This is a genomic window from Pseudomonas sp. NPDC090203 (assembly GCF_044746765.1).
Lineage (GTDB): Bacteria > Pseudomonadota > Gammaproteobacteria > Pseudomonadales > Pseudomonadaceae > Aquipseudomonas > Aquipseudomonas putida_AD.
In genome coordinates this window covers 382,884-397,161 of sequence record NZ_JBIVCV010000002.1, presented here as the reverse complement: position 1 = coordinate 397,161, position 14,278 = coordinate 382,884, and the positions used below count along the sequence as shown (strand labels likewise).

Genomic DNA, 14,278 nt, shown 5'->3' with positions numbered 1-14,278 from the left:
TCGCGGGCAAGCGCGCTCCTACAGGGGTGCGGCGTCAGGAATAACAAAGCCCCCACCCTGTCGCCAGAGTGGGGGCCTTTTGTTTCAGCGTGAGATCAACCGTGGTGTATACGCTCCACCGCCTCGGTCACGCCCGCGCCGTATGCCGGGTCCGCCAGGCCACAGTGCTTGATGTGCAGCGCGATCACCGGCGCCGACACGCCGCGCAGGGCGCGTGCGGTGTTGTCGAACAGCGACTGTTGCTCTTTCGGGCTCATGTTGCGGAACAGGTTACCCGCCTGGGAGAAGTAGTCATCGTCCACACGGTGGTTCCAGTGCCCCGCCGCGCCTTCGATGGACAGCGGCGGCTCGCGGAAATCAGGCTGCTCCTGGAACGCGCCCTTGGTGTTGGGCTCGTAGGAAGTCATCCCGCCACGGTTGCCGTCGATGCGCATCAGGCCATCGCGGTGGTAGCTGTTCACGTGCAGCGCGGCCTTGGGCGAGTTCACCGGGATCTGGTGGTAGTTGACGCTCAAGCGGTAGCGCTGGGCATCGCCGTAGGAGAACAGGCGGCCTTGCAGCATCTTGTCCGGCGAGAAGCTGATACCCGGCACCACGTTGGACGGCGCGAACGCTGACTGCTCGACATCGGCAAAGTGGTTGTCGGCATTGCGGTTCAGCTCGAAGTACCCCACCTCAATCAGCGGGTAGTCCGCCTTCGGCCAGACTTTGGTCAGGTCGAACGGGTTGATGTGGTACGAGCCCGCTTCCTTCTCCGGCATGATCTGCACGAACAGCTTCCAGCGCGGGAAGTTGTTCTGCTCGATGTTGTCGTAGAGGTCGCGCATGTGGGATTCACGATCCGCACCGGCCACCGCTTGCGCCTCGGCGTCACTCAGGTTGGCGATGCCTTGCTGGGACACAAAGTGAAACTTGACCCAGAAGCGCTCATGTTGCGCGTTAAGGAAGCTGTAGGTGTGGCTGCCGAAACCGTGCATCTCGCGGAAGCTGCGCGGAATGCCGCGTTCACTCATCACAATAGTGACCTGGTGGAACGACTCGGGCAGTTGGGTCCAGAAGTCCCAGTTGTTTTCCGCGCTGCGCATGCCGGTGCGCGGGTCGCGCTTCACGGCGTGGTTCAGGTCGGGGAATTTCAGTGGGTCACGCAGGAAGAACACCGGCGTGTTATTGCCCACCAGGTCCCAGTTGCCTTCTTCGGTGTAGAACTTCAGGGCGAAGCCGCGAATGTCGCGCTCGGCATCGGCTGCACCGCGCTCACCGGCCACGGTGGAGAAGCGGGCGAACATTTCGGTCTGCTTGCCGACCTGCGAGAAGATCTTGGCGCGGGTGAAGCGGGTGATGTCGTGGGTCACGGTGAAGGTGCCGAACGCGCCCGAGCCTTTGGCGTGCATGCGGCGCTCCGGGATCACTTCACGGTCGAAATGCGCCAGTTTTTCCAGGAACCAGACGTCTTGCAGCAACGCCGGACCATGAGGGCCTGCGGTCTGGATATTCTGGTTATCGGCTACGGGGGCGCCGAATGCGGTGGTCAGTTTGTTGCTCATGATCGTTTCTCCACAGTTCGCGTGTCTTGTTCGATGTGGAGAACGATAAGCAAATGCGGGCCGGGAAGCTCATTGGGAGTCCGCACTGGGTTGATAGAGACGATTAATAGAAAATCGATTGATCGATAGCAAAGAACGACGAACGGATAAACGCCTGTAGGAGCGCGCTTGCCCGCGATTGCGGTGTGTCAGGTACGGATATCTTTGCTGACACACCGCGGTCGCGGGCAAGCGCGCTCCTACAGTGGATGACGCACTTCAAATCTGGCTGCGATGGTAACCGTGCGGCACGCCGCCTTTGGACAACACCCACTGCCACAACTGGATATCCCGGGCGCGGAAGGCACCGGCGCAGGACAACAGGTAATAACGCCACATACGATAGAAGCGGTTGCCCAGTTGCGCCTCGAACTGCGGCCAGGCCTTCATGAAGTTGTCGTGCCAGGCCATCAGTGTCTTGTCGTAGTCCGAACCGAAGTTGTGCAAGTCTTCCACGACAAACAACCCGTCCATGGCATCGCCCATCTGGCCGATGGAGGGCAGGTCGCCGTTGGGGAATATATATTTGTCGATCCACGGGTCAGGATAAGAGTTGCGCTGGTTCTTGCCGATGGTATGCAACAGGAACAACCCGCCAGGCTTCAAACAGCGATGGGCCAGTTCCATGTATTCGCGGTGGTTCTTGCGGCCCACGTGTTCGAACATGCCCACACTGGCGATGGCATCGAACTGTTCATCCAGTTCGCGGTAGTCCTGGAAACGAAACTCCAAGGGCAAGCCTTTGTAGCGCTCTTTGGCCCAGGCAATCTGCTCTTTGGAGATACTCACCCCGACGGCCTCGACACCGTAATGCTCGGCGGCGTAGCTCATGAAACTGCCCCAGCCACAGCCGATGTCCAGCACCCGCATGCCTGGTTTTAGCTGCAGTTTGCGGCAGATCAGGTCCAGCTTGGCGGCCTGGGCCTCTTCCAGCGTGGTCGCGTTTTCCCAATAGCCGCAGGTGTAGGTCATGCGCGAGTCGAGCATCTTCGAGTAGAACTCGTTGCCCAGGTCGTAGTGCACCTCGCCCACGGTCTTGGAGCGCTTGATGTTCTGCCGGTTCATGAACTTGGCCATGAGCGCGTAGAACACCAGCCGAAGTGGCTTCACGTCGTCGGTCATGCCGGTTTTCAGCAGGCGATGAAAGAATTCATCCAGATGCTCGCTGTCCCACTGGCCGTCCATGTAGGCCTCGCCCAACCCCAGATTCCCCTGCGCAAACGCCCTTTCGATCACCCCGGGGCCGTTGAAGCGGATGTCCGAAGGGGCAGATCCGTTGATCTGGATACCGGCTTCATTGAGGATCCGTGCAGCGGTGCGATAGAGACCGGAGGTGTGGTCGGAGTAGGTGTCAGTGCTGAAGTTCGTCGTGGTCATGGATGGTTATTTCCAAACGCGTGTCAGGCTAAAGACTTATTGGTAGACCTCGACTATATGTCAAACAAACCATGAAATTAAACTCAATAGTCTCAATATATAGATTGAAAATATCTATCGTGTTCATTTTATTTACAACCGTGCAAAACACTTATTACGTAACTGCAACAATACGAACTTCAATTAACCCTACATATGAAACAGCTATTGAGGGTTTAACCGGTTCGAACATAGCGAGGGGTTAGGGAGGGCCTAATAACGTAGGAGCGCGCTTGCCCGCGAAAGGGTATGTCGGTGACGAACATATTCACTGACACACCGCCTTCGCGGGCAAGCGCGCTCCTACAGCGGGCGATGCAAATCAGACGGCGACGGGCGCCTTGATGCTTGGGTCGGCGTCGTAACCGACGATTTCGAAATCCTCGAAACGGTAATCGTAGATGCTGTCCGGGCGGCGGTTGATCTTCAACTGAGGCAGCGCCTTCGGCGTGCGGGTCAGTTGCGTGGCGATCTGCTCTTCGTGGTTCGAATAGGCGTGGGTGTCACCCAGGCTGACGATGATCTCGTGCGGGATCAGGTCGCACTGCTGCGCCAGCATGTGGGTCAACAGCGCCAGCGCGGCGATGTTGTACGGCAGGCCCAGGAATACATCGGAGCTGCGAATGTACAACTGCATCGACAGCTTGCCGTCAGCGACGAACGCCTGATACAGCAAATGGCAGACTGCAAGCGCCTGGCGCCCGGCCTTGACGTTTTCCTGGGGCGAGAGCTTCTCGTCCGGCAGGTACTCGGTGTTCCAGCCGTGAAACAGGATGCGGCGGCTGTTAGGGTTGTTCTTCAGGCAGTCGACCATGTAGTCGATCTGGTTGATCTTGCCGCCATCCTTGGTCGGCCAGCCGGTCCACTGCGCGCCGTAGACCGGGCCCAGGTCGCCTTCTTCAGTGGCCCACTCGTCCCAGATGGTCACGCCGTTTTCGTTCAGCCACTTGGTATTGGTGTTGCCACTGAGCATCCAGATCAGCTCGTTGGCGATGCTCTTGAAGTGCAGTTTCTTGGTGGTCAGCAACGGGAAGCCATCGGCCAGGTTGTGGCGGATCTGACGGCCAAACACCGCGGTGGTACCAGTGCCGGTGCGGTCGCCCTTGCGGGTGCCGTTGGCGATGACGTCCTGTAACAGCTCAAGGTATTGCTTCATGCCCTAAGGCCCTCTGTATCGGTGAACCGGCCGGGCGCACGGGCCCGGCGATTCGAAATCAAACGGCTGCCTTGTCGGCAACAGGCGCGCGGTGGTAGGCCAGCCAGATCAGCACCAGGCCACCGATGATCATCGGCAGGCTGAGGATCTGGCCCATGGTGACCCAGCCCCAGGCCAGGTAACCCAGTTGGGCGTCCGGCACGCGAACGAACTCCACGACGAAGCGGAAAATGCCGTAGAACAGCGCGAACATGCCGGAAACGGCCATGGTCGGGCGTGGCTTGCGCGAGAAGAAGTAAAGAATGGCGAACAGTGCCACACCTTCCAGCGCGAACTGATACAGCTGCGACGGATGGCGCGGCAACTGCGCAGGATCGCTGAACGGCGGGAAGACCATCGCCCACGGCAGATCGGTCGGCTTGCCCCACAGCTCGCCATTGATGAAGTTGCCGATGCGCCCGGCACCCAGGCCGATCGGCACCATCGGCGCGATGAAGTCCATCAGCTGGAAGAACGACTTGCCGTTGCGCTTGCCGAACCAGTACGTCGCGATCATCACGCCGATGAACCCGCCGTGGAACGCCATGCCGCCCTTCCATACCTCGAAAATGAGCAGGGGGTTGGCGATGTAGTTGGGCAGGTCATAGAACAGCACGTAGCCCAGCCGCCCGCCGACGATCACGCCCATGGCGACCCAGAAGATCATGTCCGAGAGTTTTTCCTTGGTCCATGTCGGGTCGAACTTGTTCAGGCGGCGCGAGGCCAGGAACCAGGCACTGCCGATGCCGACCAGGTACATCAGGCCGTACCAGTGAATTTGCAGCGGACCGATGGCCACGGCTACCGGGTCAATCTGCGGGTAAGGCAGCATTGCGACTCCTCAGGTTGGTGTGCTCACAGAGCGACGAATCAAATCAGAAAACTGGTACCCACGACCACCAGCAACAGGGCGAACAGTCGTTTCAGCATCCTGGGTGACAGCTTGTGGGCCAGCTTCGCGCCGAAACGGGCGAAAAACATGCTGGTGACCGCAATGCCAATCAGGGCTGGCAGGTAAACAAAACCGAGACTATGCGATGGCAACAATGGATCGTGCCACCCAAGAATCATGAAACTTATCGCACTGGCCACCGCGATGGGGAAGCCACAGGCCGATGAGGTCGCCACGGCCTGCTGCATGGTCAGACTGCGCCAGGTCAGAAAAGGCACGGTCAGCGAGCCGCCGCCGATGCCGAAAATCGCCGACGCCCAGCCAATCACCACGCCTGCGGCGGTCAGCCCGCCCTTGCCGGGCACGCCACGGCTGGCCTTGGGTTTGACGTCCAGCGCCATCTGGATGGCGACCAGAATGGCGAACACGCCGATGATCTTCTGCAGGTTCGGCCCGGCAATGTAGCTGGCGGTGAGCGAACCCAGCCCCGCGCCGATCAGGATCCCCACGGTCATCCACCCAAAGACCGCCCACTGCACCGCGCCCATGCGATGGTGGGCGCGGACCGACAGCGTCGAGGTGAAGACGATGGTCGCAAGCGAGGTGCCCACGGCCAGGTGCGTCAGGACCGAACTGTCGAAACCTTGCAGGGTGAAACTGAACACCAGCACCGGAACGATGATGATGCCGCCGCCGACGCCAAACAGTCCGGCCAGCACCCCGGCGCACGCGCCCAGGGCCAGATACAGAAGAAATTCCATGGGACTCTCCGAAAATCAGAGCGGCATGTTACCGGAGCAGGCCATCGCGCTCTAGCGGTGAGCGATGGATGCCAATCGCGGGTATGCGTAAAGTGACCGAAAAAAGGAGGCCACATGTGCCTGATCGTCTTCGCCTGGCGCCCTGCCCACCCTCAGCCATTGATTCTAGCGGCTAACCGCGACGAGTTTTACGCCCGCCCCACCTTGCCGCTGGCGCAGTGGGAACATGCCCCTGGCGTCTATGCCGGGCGGGATCTGGAAGCAGGCGGCACCTGGCTTGGGGTCAGTGCCGAGGGCCGGTTTGCGGCGCTGACCAACATCCGCGATCCGGGCAAGCCGCTGGGACGGCGCTCGCGGGGGGAGCTGGTTGCTCATTTTTTGAGCGGATCGATGTCGATTGAGGATTATCTGCGGGAGGTCGCAGGAAGAGCGGCGGAATATGGCGGCTTCAACCTGCTGGTGGGCGATCGGCAGGAGCTGCACTTTCTCAACGCCGCGCAGCCAGTGCCCCGGCGGCTGGAGGCGGGGGTGTACGGGGTTTCCAATGCCGGGCTCGATACGCCTTGGCCCAAGCTGGTCAGAGCCCGAGCGGCGCTGGCCGGGCACCTGGATACGCCGGAGCCGGAAGCGCTGTTCAGCTTCCTCGCCGACCCTGAGCCTGCCAGTGAAGCCGAACTGCCGAATACCGGCGTGGGCCATGCGACGGAGAAGCTGCTGTCCAGTGTCTTCATCGCCAGCCCTAACTACGGAACACGGGCGAGCACCGTGCTGATTGTCTCGGCCGATGGCGGGCGCAGGATGGTGGAGCGCAGTTTCGGGCCGTATGGCGGGAGACTGGGCGAGGTGGATCTACAAATCTGACGCCCCCAACGATCGTTCCCACGCTCCGCGTGGTTACGCTGCACCGGACGCTCTGCGTCCAGGCTGACGCAGAGCGTGGGCACGATCAGCATTCCCCCTGTAGGAGCGCGCTTGCCCGCGACTGCAGTGTGTCAGCGAACCCATTCGTCACAGACACACCGCGGTCGCGGGCAAGCGCGCTCCTACAAGGTGACGCGGTCAGTGGCCTTTGACTGGCGAAGGATTGATCATCCGCGACAGGCCAAGATTCCTCAGCGCCAGCTGCAGCGAGCTGCTGATAACCTGCGGATTGTCGTTCTTCATCAACTGCTCCAGCAGCTCCTTGGCCTTACTCAGGTTGATCTGGCGCAGCATCCATTTCACTTTCGGCAAGTTGGTGGCGTTCATCGACAGGCTGTCGAAGCCCATCGCCATCAACAGCACCGCCGCCGCCGGATCACCGGCCATCTCGCCGCAGATGCTCACCGGCTTGCCTTCTGCATGGGCGTCGCGCACCACGTTTTGCAGCGCTTGCAGCACCGCCGGGTGCAGGTAGTCGTACAGGTCGGCCACACGCGGGTTGTTGCGGTCCACGGCCAGCAGGTACTGGGTCAGGTCGTTGGAGCCTACCGACAGAAAGTCCACCTGACGCGCCAGCTCGCGGGTCTGATAAACCGCCGCAGGAATTTCGATCATCACCCCCACCGGCGGCATCGGCACATCAGTGCCTTCGTCACGCACTTCACCCCAGGCACGGTGGATCAGGTGCAGGGCTTCTTCGGTTTCATGGGTGCCGGAGATCATCGGCAGCAGGATGCGCAAGTTGTTCAGGCCTTCGCTGGCCTTGAGCATCGCGCGGGTCTGCACCAGGAAGATTTCCGGGTGATCGAGGGTCACGCGGATGCCGCGCCAGCCCAGGAACGGGTTGTCTTCCTTGATCGGGAAGTACGAGAGCGCCTTGTCACCGCCGATGTCCAGCGTACGCATGGTCACGGGCAGCGGATGGAAGGCGGCCAGTTGTTCGCGATAGATCGCCAGCTGTTCCTTCTCGCTCGGGAAGCGCTGGTTGATCATGAATGGCACTTCGGTGCGATACAGCCCCACGCCCTCGGCGCCACGCTGCTGCGCGCGGGCCACGTCGGCCAGCAGCCCGGTATTGACCCACAGCGGCATGCGGTGCCCGTCCAGCGTCACGCACGGCAGCTCGCGCAGGGCATCCAGGCCCTGGGACAGCTGGCGCTCTTCCTCGACCACCACCGAATACTGCTTGCGCAGGACTTCGCTGGGGTTGGTGTAGACCTCGCCGTGGTAGCCGTCGACGATCAGATCGATGCCATCGACCTTGGAATACGGCAGATCCACCGCACCCATGACGGTCGGAATGCCCATGGCCCGGGCCAGGATCGCGACGTGGGAGTTGCCCGAACCCAGTACCGACACCAGGCCGACCAGCTTGCCTTCCGGAACCTCGCCGAGCATCGCCGGCGTCAGTTCTTCGCTGACCAGAATGGTGTTGTCGGGGTAGACCAGCGCCTGCTGGCGCTCTTCCTGCAGATAGGCCAGCAGGCGACGGCCCAGGTCCTTGACGTCCGAAGCGCGCTCGCGCAGGTAATCGTCGTCCATCAATTCAAAGCGGCTGACGTGCTCGTTGACCACCGAACGCAGCGCGCCCTGTGCCCACTGCCCGGTCTTGATGACGTTGGTGACTTCGCTGCCCAGCGAGGCATCGTCGAGCATCATCAGGTAGACGTCGAACAGCGCACGCTCTTCCGGGCGCAATTGGGTAGCCAACTTCGCCGAAAGTGTGCGCATATCGCTGCGAACGCCTTCCAGGGCGTTCTTGAAGAGCTTCAGTTCGGCATCGATGTCGGTGACGGTCTTGTCCGGCACCACTTCAAGGTCGGCCGGGGGCAGCATGACCACCGCCGTACCCACCGCCGCACCGGGCGAACCGGCCACACCGACGAACTTGGCTTCCTGGATACCCTTGCCCTGACGCCCCAGGCCGCGAATGGAACCTGTGGCTTCAGCGTGGGCGATAACCCCGGCCAATTGCGCGCTCATGGTGACCAGGAAGGCTTCTTCGCCCTCGTCGAACTGACGACGCTCCTTTTGCTGGATGACCAGAACGCCGACTACGCGCCGATGGTGAATGATCGGCGCGCCGAGGAATGAGGCAAAACGTTCTTCGCCGGTTTCGGCAAAGTAGCGATAACGAGGGTGATCGGCGGCGTTTTCCAGGTTCAGCGGCTCTTCGCGCGTACCGACCAGGCCGACCAGACCTTCATTGGGCGCCATGCTGACCTTGCCGATGGAGCGCTTGTTCAAGCCCTCGGTGGCCATCAACACGAAACGATTGGTTTCGGGATCGAGCAAATAGACCGAGCAGACCTGGCTGCTCATGGCCTCTTTGACGCGTAACACAATAATCCCCAACGCCGCCTTGAGATCCTTGGCGGAGTTAACTTCCTGGACGATCTTGCGCAGCGTATTGAGCATGGCTCGGGGTCGAACTCCGTGTCAGTCGCGCGCCAACAGGCGCGGGGCAAGCTCTTTGAGTGCGCGGCGATACACTTCGCGCTTGAATGTCACCACCTGGCCCAACGGGTACCAATAGCTGACCCAGCGCCAGCCATCGAACTCCGGTTTACCGGTCAAATCCATCCGCACCCGCTGCTCGTTGGAGATCAGGCGCAGGAGAAACCATTTCTGCTTCTGGCCGATGCACAGCGGCTGGCTGTGGGTACGCACCAGACGCTGCGGCAGACGATAGCGCAGCCAGCCCCGGGTGCAGGCAAGAATTTCAACATCGTGCCGTTCAAGCCCGACTTCTTCGTTCAATTCGCGATAGAGCGCGTCTTCCGGCGTCTCCTGAGGGTTGATTCCCCCTTGCGGAAACTGCCAGGCATCTTGGTTAATACGGCGAGCCCATAAGACCTGGCCAGCATCATTTGTCAGAATTATCCCGACATTAGGGCGGAAACCATCGGGGTCGATCACGGCTACAACCTCGCAAACGCATGTCGCCGCATTGTTCCACAAAGATCGTGAAGGCAGCAACGAGGCGGCGACAGCTTATCGCGACAACCGCATTAATAGATGCAGTCTCTCGAAAAAACCTCGTATTCTTGTGCTCTTTTTCCAGTCATTTCAGCGAGTAACCCATGCGCCTGGCTTTATTCGACCTCGACAACACCCTTTTGGGCGGTGACAGTGATCACGCCTGGGGTGACTACCTGTGCGAACGCGGCATCCTCGACGGAGCCGCCTACAAAGCGCGCAACGATGCCTTTTACCAGGACTACCTGGCCGGCACCCTGAACCTGACCGACTACCTGAATTTCAGCCTCGAGATTCTGGGCCGCACCGAGATGGCACAGCTCGACGAATGGCATGACGATTTCATGCGTGACTGCATCGAGCCGCTGATTCTGCCCAAGGCCATGGCCCTGATTGCCAAGCACCGCGATGCAGGCGACAAGCTGGTGGTGATCACCGCGACCAACCGTTTCGTCACCGCGCCCGTGGTTGCCCGCCTGGGGATCGACACCCTGCTGGCCACCGAGTGCGAAGTGGTCGATGGCCGCTACACCGGCCGTACCACCGATGTGCCGTGCTTCCGCGAAGGCAAGGTGACGCGCCTGAACCGCTGGATCGAGGAAAACGGCTTCAATCTGGACGACAGTTATTTCTACAGCGACTCGATGAACGACCTGCCGCTGCTGGAGCAAGTCGCCAACCCGGTGGCGGTGGACCCTGACGAGAAGCTGCGCGCCGAAGCAAACCGCCGCGGCTGGCCGGTGATTTCGTTGCGCGATTGATTACGTCTTCGCGGGCAAGCGCGCTCCTACAGCCGATCGCATTTCTCTGTAGGAGCGCGCTTGCCCGCGACGGCAGTGGGCCAGACGACAATGATCGCCCGCTGACCTCTCACGTCGGCTTGGCCACCATCAGATAGAAGATGGCCATAAAGGAAAAGAACGCAGGCCACGCCAGGCCAAACCACCAGCGCATATAAACAGTCGCCTTCATCGGCATCGCCGTACCCTCCTCCAGCGCCCGATCCGCCATGTTGCGCACCCTGATCTGCAGCCACACCACCGGCAGCCAGCACATCCCCGCCAGCACATACAGCCCGAAACTCCACATCAGCCAGCTCTGATGGGGCGGCCAGCCCGCGAGCAACACCAACCCCAGGCCACTCAATGGCTGGAAAATCGCGGTGGTGGTGGTGAAGGCCCAGTCAGCGAAGACCAGATGCCTGAAGGTCACCGCGATGACTTCGACCTTGCCCGTGCGCCAGGCCCGCAGGGCGTAATAGGCAGAACCTGCGCCGAGGCCGAAGAGAATGGTGGATGACAGGATGTGCAGAGTTTTGAGCAGCAGGTAAGCACTCATCGAGGCGGTAGAGTCCGAAAATTGCGCAGAAAAGGTTAGACCGGCTTGGCGCCCATGAGCCCGGCAATGGCGACGAAACAGACGACGCTGAAGACAGCCAGCCCCAGGGTGAATTTCGGATTGCCGACAATCACCGGCCTGCGCAGTCGATTGACCCGCACCGCAAGCCAGGCCCAGCTCAGCGCGCCGAGGGTATACAGAATGCTGGCCGCCAGCAGCCACATCTGCCCCAGCGACCAGCCCGCGTAGTGCACCAGCCACCAGCCGCTAATCGGCAGGGTCAGCAGGCACAGGCCCATCAACAGCCAGACGAACACCCAGGGCCGCTGCATGGCACGGTTCTGCACGGTCAGATCACCAGCCTTGCGCCCACGAACGATCCAGACGATCAGCGCCAGCGCACAGATGAACAGCAGCGCGGTGCTGGCCATGTGCAGGATTTTCAGTGCAGCGAAGTGTTCCATGGCGTATGCGTCCTTAGTTGAGCAGCATTTTTAGCGTAGCAGTCCGGCTTGCCGGCGAGGCGTGGTTCTCGCCCTGTAGGAGCGCGCTTGCCCGCGACGGCGGTGTATCTGTCACACCAATGTCGTCTGACACGACGCTGTCGCGGGCAAGCGCGCTCCTACAATGGGTTGCGTCGAGTCAGCCGAGGAACAGCTTGTACGCCGGGTTATTGGTCTCATCCCAATACGGGTACCCGATCTCCTCCAGCGCCTTGGGCACCAGGTGCCGTTCCTCCTCCGGCACCACCAAGCCTGCGACCACCCGGCCATCCGCCGCGCCGTGGTTGCGGTAGTGGAACATCGAGATATTCCATTTTCCGCCCAGCTTATTCAGGAAGTTGAACAGCGCTCCCGGCCGCTCCGGGAATTCGAAGCGCAGCACCACTTCATCGCTGACCCGTTCCGAATGCCCGCCCACCATGTGCCGCAAATGCAGCTTGGCCAGTTCGTTGTCGGTCAGGTCCAGCACCGGGAAGCCCTGCTCTGTGAGGCTGGCGATCAGCGCCTTGCGCGGGTCGTTTTCGGGATGGGTCTGCACGCCGACGAAGATGTGCGCCTCGCGGTCGGTGTGGTAGCGGTAGTTGAATTCGGTGATCTGGCGCTTGCCCACGGCCTCGCAGAAGGCCTTGAAGCTGCCCGGCTGCTCGGGGATGGTCACGGCAATGATCGCTTCGCGGCCTTCGCCCAGTTCGGCGCGTTCGGCGACGTGGCGCAGGCGGTCGAAGTTGACGTTGGCGCCGGATTCGATGGCCACCAGGGTCTGCCCGGTCACGCCATACTGCTCGACGTATTTCTTGATCCCGGCTGCACCCAAGGCGCCGGCAGGTTCGGTGATCGAGCGGGTATCGTCGTAGATGTCCTTGATCGCGGCGCAGATTTCGTCGGTGCTGACCGTGAGCACCTCGTCGACGTAATCCTTGCAGATGTCGAAGGTGTGCTGGCCGATCTGCGCCACCGCGACGCCATCGGCAAACAGCCCGACCTGCTGCAGCACCACGCGCTCGCCGTAGGCCATGGCCTGTTGCAGGCAGTTGGAGTCGTCCGGCTCCACGCCGATCACCTTGATCTCGGGCCGCAGGTACTTCACGTAGGCCGCGATCCCCGCGATCAGCCCGCCGCCGCCCACCGGCACGAAGATCGCGTCCAGTTTGCCCGGGTGCTGACGCAGGATTTCCATGGCCACCGTACCCTGGCCGGCGATGGTGTCCGGATCGTCGTAAGGGTGGATATAGACGTAGCCCTTTTCCTCGACCAGCTTCAGAGAATGCGCCAGGGCTTCAGGGAAAGAGTCCCCGTGCAGCACCACTTTTCCGCCACGGGAGCGCACGCCTTCGACCTTGATCTCCGGGGTAGTCTTGGGCATGACGATGGTCGCCTTGATCCCCAGTTTCTTCGCCGCCAGCGCCAGGCCCTGCGCATGATTGCCCGCCGAGGCCGTGACCACGCCACAGGACAGTTCCTCAGCGCTCAACTGCGCCAGCTTGTTGTAGGCGCCGCGAATCTTGAAGGAGAACACCGGTTGCAAGTCTTCGCGCTTGAGCAACACCTGATTGCCGAGCCGCTCGGACAACTGGCGGGCGCCCTGCAGCGGGGTTTCCACGGCGACGTCGTAGACGCGGGAGGTGAGGATTTTCTTGACGTACTGTTCGAGCATCGGGAGGGCATCACTGGCGAAAAGGGGCAAGGCCAAGAAGTCTACCCCGCGCCCCGACCGACGACCACACCAAGAGTCAGGCTTTAACCACGGCATGTCGCTATAATGCCCGCCCCCAACAGATCGCTACCCTGTAGGAGCGCGCTTGCCCGCGATGCGTTTTGCCTGACATGAATGTGTCGGCTGACACGACGCTGTCGCGGGCAAGCGCGCTCCTACAGGCTCTTTACCACTGGAGCCCCCGCATGACCCAGGATCAACTGAAACAGGCCGTTGCCCAGGCCGCCGTCGATTTCATCCTTCCCAAACTCGACGACAAAAGCATCGTGGGCGTCGGCACCGGCTCCACCGCCAACTGCTTCATCGACGCCCTGGCTCAGCACAAGGGCGCGTTCGACGGCGCGGTCGCCAGCTCCGAAGCCACCGCTGCACGCCTCAAGGGCCACGGTATTCCTGTGTACGAGCTGAACACTGTCAGCGACCTGGAGTTCTACATCGACGGCGCCGACGAGAGCGACGAGCACCTGAACCTGATCAAGGGCGGCGGCGCGGCCTTGACCCGCGAGAAGATCGTTGCGGCCGTGGCCAAGACCTTCATCTGCATCGCCGACGGCAGCAAGCTGGTGCCGGTATTGGGTGCGTTCCCGCTGCCAGTGGAAGTTATCCCGATGGCCCGCAGCCACGTTGCACGCCAGTTGGTGAAACTGGGCGGCGACCCGGTCTACCGCGAAGGCGTCATCACCGACAACGGCAACATCATCCTCGACGTGCACAACATGAACATCACCGATCCGGTAGCGGTGGAAGCGCAGATCAACGCCATCGTCGGCGTGGTCACCAACGGCCTGTTCGCCGCTCGCTCGGCGGACCTGTTGCTGCTGGGTACGCAAGAAGGCGTGAAAACCCTCACTCGCTGATCGCCCCGTAGGAGCGCGCTTGCCCGCGACGGCGGTGTGTCAGTCACGTATTCGGCACAGACACACCGCAATCGCGGGCAAGCGCGCTCCTACAGGTTTGCGGTGCGTCAGAAATTGCG

At 61.4% G+C, this 14,278-nt stretch carries 13 protein-coding genes; 3 read left to right on the top strand and 10 right to left on the bottom strand.

Annotated elements, in window-relative coordinates; all coding sequences use genetic code 11:
• Positions 1–95: 95 nt before the first annotated feature.
• From ACIPO9_RS04705 to ACIPO9_RS04685, 5 genes are all read right to left on the bottom strand, one after another.
• Positions 96–1,544, bottom strand: coding sequence for a catalase (locus ACIPO9_RS04705; RefSeq protein ID WP_400779090.1), 1,449 nt, complete (start codon positions 1,542–1,544; stop codon positions 96–98).
• A gap of 258 nt (positions 1,545–1,802) precedes the next feature.
• A complete protein-coding gene (cfa, locus tag ACIPO9_RS04700) occupies positions 1,803–2,960 on the bottom strand; it encodes a cyclopropane fatty acyl phospholipid synthase (protein WP_274134991.1) in 1,158 nt (385 codons plus the stop codon).
• Positions 2,961–3,321: 361 nt separating this feature from the next.
• Complete coding sequence (locus ACIPO9_RS04695; RefSeq protein WP_274134993.1) at positions 3,322–4,155, bottom strand: thymidylate synthase; 834 nt, start codon at positions 4,153–4,155, stop codon at positions 3,322–3,324.
• A 58-nt stretch (positions 4,156–4,213) separates the two neighbouring features.
• Positions 4,214–5,026 (bottom strand): prolipoprotein diacylglyceryl transferase, encoded by an 813-nt coding sequence (gene lgt / locus ACIPO9_RS04690; protein ID WP_274134994.1) that lies wholly within the window; start codon positions 5,024–5,026, stop codon positions 4,214–4,216.
• Between the two features lie 38 nt (positions 5,027–5,064).
• On the bottom strand, positions 5,065–5,847 hold the full coding sequence (locus ACIPO9_RS04685; protein WP_274134996.1) for a sulfite exporter TauE/SafE family protein: 783 nt from the start codon (positions 5,845–5,847) through the stop codon (positions 5,065–5,067).
• Between the two features lie 114 nt (positions 5,848–5,961).
• Here ACIPO9_RS04685 and ACIPO9_RS04680 point away from each other — a divergent pair, with 114 nt between their 5' ends.
• The gene (locus tag ACIPO9_RS04680; RefSeq protein WP_400779088.1) at positions 5,962–6,708 is read left to right on the top strand and encodes an NRDE family protein; all 747 of its coding nucleotides are present in this window, start codon (positions 5,962–5,964) and stop codon (positions 6,706–6,708) included.
• A gap of 198 nt (positions 6,709–6,906) precedes the next feature.
• On the opposite strand, the gene ptsP is transcribed toward ACIPO9_RS04680, so the two are convergent.
• Positions 6,907–9,186, bottom strand: a complete 2,280-nt coding sequence (gene ptsP / locus ACIPO9_RS04675; protein WP_400605842.1) for a phosphoenolpyruvate--protein phosphotransferase — start codon at positions 9,184–9,186, stop codon at positions 6,907–6,909.
• A gap of 21 nt (positions 9,187–9,207) precedes the next feature.
• Complete coding sequence (locus tag ACIPO9_RS04670) at positions 9,208–9,687, bottom strand: RNA pyrophosphohydrolase (RefSeq protein WP_062379340.1); 480 nt, start codon at positions 9,685–9,687, stop codon at positions 9,208–9,210.
• A gap of 164 nt (positions 9,688–9,851) precedes the next feature.
• Between ACIPO9_RS04670 and ACIPO9_RS04665 the strand changes: the two genes are divergently transcribed.
• Positions 9,852–10,508: an HAD family hydrolase gene (locus tag ACIPO9_RS04665; protein WP_400779086.1), complete on the top strand. Its 657-nt coding sequence runs from the start codon at positions 9,852–9,854 to the stop codon at positions 10,506–10,508.
• 109 nt (positions 10,509–10,617) lie between these two features.
• Here ACIPO9_RS04665 and ACIPO9_RS04660 read toward each other — a convergent pair whose 3' ends face one another.
• The 3 genes from ACIPO9_RS04660 to ilvA all read right to left on the bottom strand — a co-directional run bounded on the left by ACIPO9_RS04660 (position 10,618) and on the right by ilvA (position 13,242).
• Positions 10,618–11,085: a DUF2269 family protein gene (locus ACIPO9_RS04660; protein WP_400779084.1), complete on the bottom strand. Its 468-nt coding sequence runs from the start codon at positions 11,083–11,085 to the stop codon at positions 10,618–10,620.
• A 35-nt stretch (positions 11,086–11,120) separates the two neighbouring features.
• On the bottom strand, positions 11,121–11,549 hold the full coding sequence (locus tag ACIPO9_RS04655; RefSeq protein ID WP_400779083.1) for a DUF2269 family protein: 429 nt from the start codon (positions 11,547–11,549) through the stop codon (positions 11,121–11,123).
• 178 nt (positions 11,550–11,727) lie between these two features.
• On the bottom strand, positions 11,728–13,242 hold the full coding sequence (ilvA, locus tag ACIPO9_RS04650; RefSeq protein WP_400779241.1) for a threonine ammonia-lyase, biosynthetic: 1,515 nt from the start codon (positions 13,240–13,242) through the stop codon (positions 11,728–11,730).
• A 245-nt stretch (positions 13,243–13,487) separates the two neighbouring features.
• On the opposite strand from ilvA, the gene rpiA reads away from it, so the two are divergent.
• Entirely contained in the window at positions 13,488–14,159 is a 672-nt protein-coding gene (rpiA, locus tag ACIPO9_RS04645) for a ribose-5-phosphate isomerase RpiA (protein WP_400779081.1), read from the top strand.
• The last annotated feature ends 119 nt before the right edge of the window (positions 14,160–14,278 follow it).